Origin of the sequence: Psychrobacter sp. Arc9, from assembly GCF_041431295.1 — a bacterium.
Classification (GTDB): Bacteria; Pseudomonadota; Gammaproteobacteria; order Pseudomonadales; family Moraxellaceae; genus Psychrobacter.
Genome location: NZ_JASMRK010000049.1, coordinates 1 through 3,046, shown reverse-complemented (window position 1 = coordinate 3,046; position 3,046 = coordinate 1). Strand labels below are relative to the sequence as shown.

General features: G+C 35.3%; 4 protein-coding genes. 2 read left to right on the top strand and 2 right to left on the bottom strand.

Going from position 1 to position 3,046, the window contains the following annotated elements; translation table 11 throughout:
• Positions 1–231: 231 nt before the first annotated feature.
• Both QO187_RS13695 and QO187_RS13690 read right to left on the bottom strand, forming a co-directional pair.
• On the bottom strand, positions 232–870 hold the full coding sequence (locus QO187_RS13695) for a hypothetical protein (RefSeq protein WP_102092630.1): 639 nt from the start codon (positions 868–870) through the stop codon (positions 232–234).
• A 179-nt stretch (positions 871–1,049) separates the two neighbouring features.
• On the bottom strand, positions 1,050–1,259 hold the full coding sequence (locus QO187_RS13690) for a helix-turn-helix domain-containing protein (protein ID WP_102092631.1): 210 nt from the start codon (positions 1,257–1,259) through the stop codon (positions 1,050–1,052).
• Positions 1,260–1,343: 84 nt separating this feature from the next.
• Here QO187_RS13690 and QO187_RS13685 point away from each other — a divergent pair, with 84 nt between their 5' ends.
• Complete coding sequence (locus QO187_RS13685) at positions 1,344–2,636, top strand: hypothetical protein (protein WP_371548641.1); 1,293 nt, start codon at positions 1,344–1,346, stop codon at positions 2,634–2,636.
• 134 nt (positions 2,637–2,770) lie between these two features.
• Entirely contained in the window at positions 2,771–2,983 is a 213-nt protein-coding gene (locus QO187_RS13680; RefSeq protein WP_371548640.1) for a hypothetical protein, read from the top strand.
• Positions 2,984–3,046: the final 63 nt, after the last annotated feature.

Below are 3,046 nucleotides of genomic sequence, written 5' to 3'. Positions count from 1 at the left end.
TTATGATTATGTTTGATGACCGTATCAGTAAGCATTTAATCTAAATGGCAGTTACACAGAATCTGGGATGGTCTCGATCTTTTATTTACACCTGACAATTCTAGATTAATTTTTGATACTGAAGATAAGAAATCATCTTTAACAACTATGAGCCTAGCTTTAGATAATCTCGTGAAAGAGATTAAAAAGGATCTAGGCTATTCATATAATAGTAGTTTAGAGTCTCATTATTTAACTAGTTAGTCGCTTCCAGAACATTGTTCCTATTGTTTTCCTACCGTCAACATTGTAATACTTGACGGTAGCACTTTCATTGTCTCTATTGAGGGTTAGCTCTGCAAATCCTCGGTGAATACGTAATTCAGCATGATTTAAGTCTTTAGGTCGGTTTTCATAACTGTAAAGTATTTTATATTCATCAATCTCATCATAAACAATAGCTGCAGAAATACTGTTCGATACGGAATACTCTGTTTCTAGCCTAATTCTAACTTTATCCCAACTTTGAAGTATTATGACGTCACCTTTCCATTTAAAATCTTGCTTGATCATATCATCATCTTCTTGTTGAAAGCTTGAAACTCCATCGCAAGACCACTTTCCAGATATGTTTGGATATTTTAATATCTTAAAAAACAGAGTGGTTTTCCACATCCATTTCTCAAATAAAAAATAAACTGCTAAAAAAAGTGTACCTGTAGTCAACGTTGACAAGATCGTATTCCAATGAGATGGAAGCTCACCAAATACTTTCAACAAAGCATAAATCAATAACCAAGAAACTGCTGTAGCAAAGGCATATACATATCTACCTACATGTGATCTGTTATATCCATTCTGAACGCAATACTCATGACCGTCTTTTACCATATTGAACTCTTTTCTAAAAGCATTTAACGTATTTTACGATAATTTTCAGCTTATTATAGACTACTAAAATATACCTATAAACTGATATTAATTATGAAGAGTTATGTATTTACTACTTACGTTTAATTAAAGTGATTTGAAAATATACACAGGCCTCTAAAACTTACATAATCAACATTTTATACTAAATTTTGTATCTCAATCTCCAACGCATCACATATCTCATATGCTTTCTTCAGAGTAATGTTTTTCTCTCCACGCTCAATGTTTCCCATATAGCTACGATCAATACCTGCCATCTCCGCCAATCTTTCTTGGGATATTCCTTTGATTTTTCGTATCTCACGGACACGCTTTCCAAAGGCAATCATACGCTCATCTGTTGTCATCTCATTAACCACTGCTAAAGATAGCAATACTCACAGTGGTAAGCTACAATATCCACGGGATATAGTCGGTATTGAGAGGTGGGCGTGAAAACTAAACTAGAGTATCAGCTAGATATTACAGAGACCAATAAGCTTATTTGTGAGAGATACTGGCTAAGAGAAGCCGACAAACGAAGTGGTTTTATATATACCTGCAAAGAGATAGGTCGAGAGTTTGATGTTAAGCATCAAGATATACCGAGTATCGTTAAAATAAATGCTCATCTTGTTGTACTAGACTGCCAATGCATAGACTGCGGTACAACTAAGATTTGCTATACTCGCTCACAGCTAACTCGATTGGATCTTATTAGATGGCGGTGTGACGATTGCGGGGAGGCGCTTGAAAAAAGAATGGATCAAGAGTACTTGGAGTATCGTCTTAAACAAGACCGTTTAGCAGAAGAAAAGAGACAGACTGCTCTAGAGTACATCAATCAATACAGAAGCATTCAATTAAGCAGTATTCCTTCAGTCACTGAGCTTAACGATGTGGATAGGCTGCTACTTGCAGCGACCATAGAGAGTATAGGAGCAGATAATTTAAAGAATACAGTTTCTCTACATGACAACTTATCATTACCTTTATCATCGTTCTCTAAATTAGATGAAAAGATACTACATCATCTCTTTAACCGAAATCTGCTCATACTAGCTCCTGAAAATAGCTACGAATATGTAACTATCAACGAAGAACAAGAATTAGAAATAGATTTCTATCAAGCGATTTTTGAGTTTGCTTATAGTACTGAGAATCTTACTAAAATCTTGATAAACGCTAAATTTAGAAAAAATACCAGTGCTCTAGTAGCGAATAGTCAATTTAAGAGCTGGTGTGAAAAGGTACAGCTAGGAGAGTGTTTAAGCTACCTGATTACTAGGTCAAGACTGAACTATCTAGCACCGCCTATTGGCGAGAAGCTAATTAGCATTCTCAGATCATGTTTAGCTGAATGCTCTGTATCAACCATGCATTATGTCATTTGGAAGTCTGTTGAAAATGCTGCTGCATACGTGCAAAAACCAGGCATTACTCGAAAACATGCTTCAAATTCTGTTTCTGGTAATATAGAAAGAGTATTCAGTAAAATATACAGTGGTAGTTGGAGTCACAATAAATCTTTTCGCGATGCTAGCCACCCTCAGTCTGCAATGGCCAAAATATTTTTTGATTATGTATTTGGAGTAGATGATGGTAGTTTTCACCATACTCTTGATGAGTTATTTAGTCCATATAGATCCCAAAAAACTTTAGAGCAAGTAAGTTACGCAACTCTAGGAGATGCTAGAAGTACGAATTATTCAGTCACAATAGCTCTTGATATTAAACAATCATGATTTACCGATGTCTAAATCATTAATATAATTAAATCAGCCGAATAAGGTATATCAATAAGAGAAAAATTGTCTAGATAGAAGACTATCTGACTTGCTAAACAATTTTACTACTACTGATAGTGATAGGAGCTAGTATGGAAGATTCTAAACTTGAAGCATCAATTATTGATGATCGTCCTATCATCGTTAGCCAACAGGAAATAGAAAAGCGCCGCCGCATCAATTTTGATACTTTGGGTAGCTTTGCAGTCGATAATATTCCTTCTAACCCAGCTACTCAGCGTATCTTTCAAGACTTTGAGGAAGGGAAAATTGCAACTAGTAAGGAAGTAAAGGGAGTTTCCTAAAAACTGTGTAACTGCTTATAATCCAATAACAGGAGAATAAGCAATGACTACTCAATCTGACAT

What these genes read in the sequence shown, in the direction of transcription:
- QO187_RS13695 (WP_102092630.1), bottom strand. Translation starts at nt 870, where the DNA reads ATGGTAAAAGACGGTCATGAGTATTGCGTTCAGAATGGATATAACAGA.
- QO187_RS13690 (WP_102092631.1), bottom strand. Translation starts at nt 1,259, where the DNA reads ATGACAACAGATGAGCGTATGATTGCCTTTGGAAAGCGTGTCCGTGAG.
- QO187_RS13680 (WP_371548640.1), top strand. Translation starts at nt 2,771, where the DNA reads ATGGAAGATTCTAAACTTGAAGCATCAATTATTGATGATCGTCCTATC.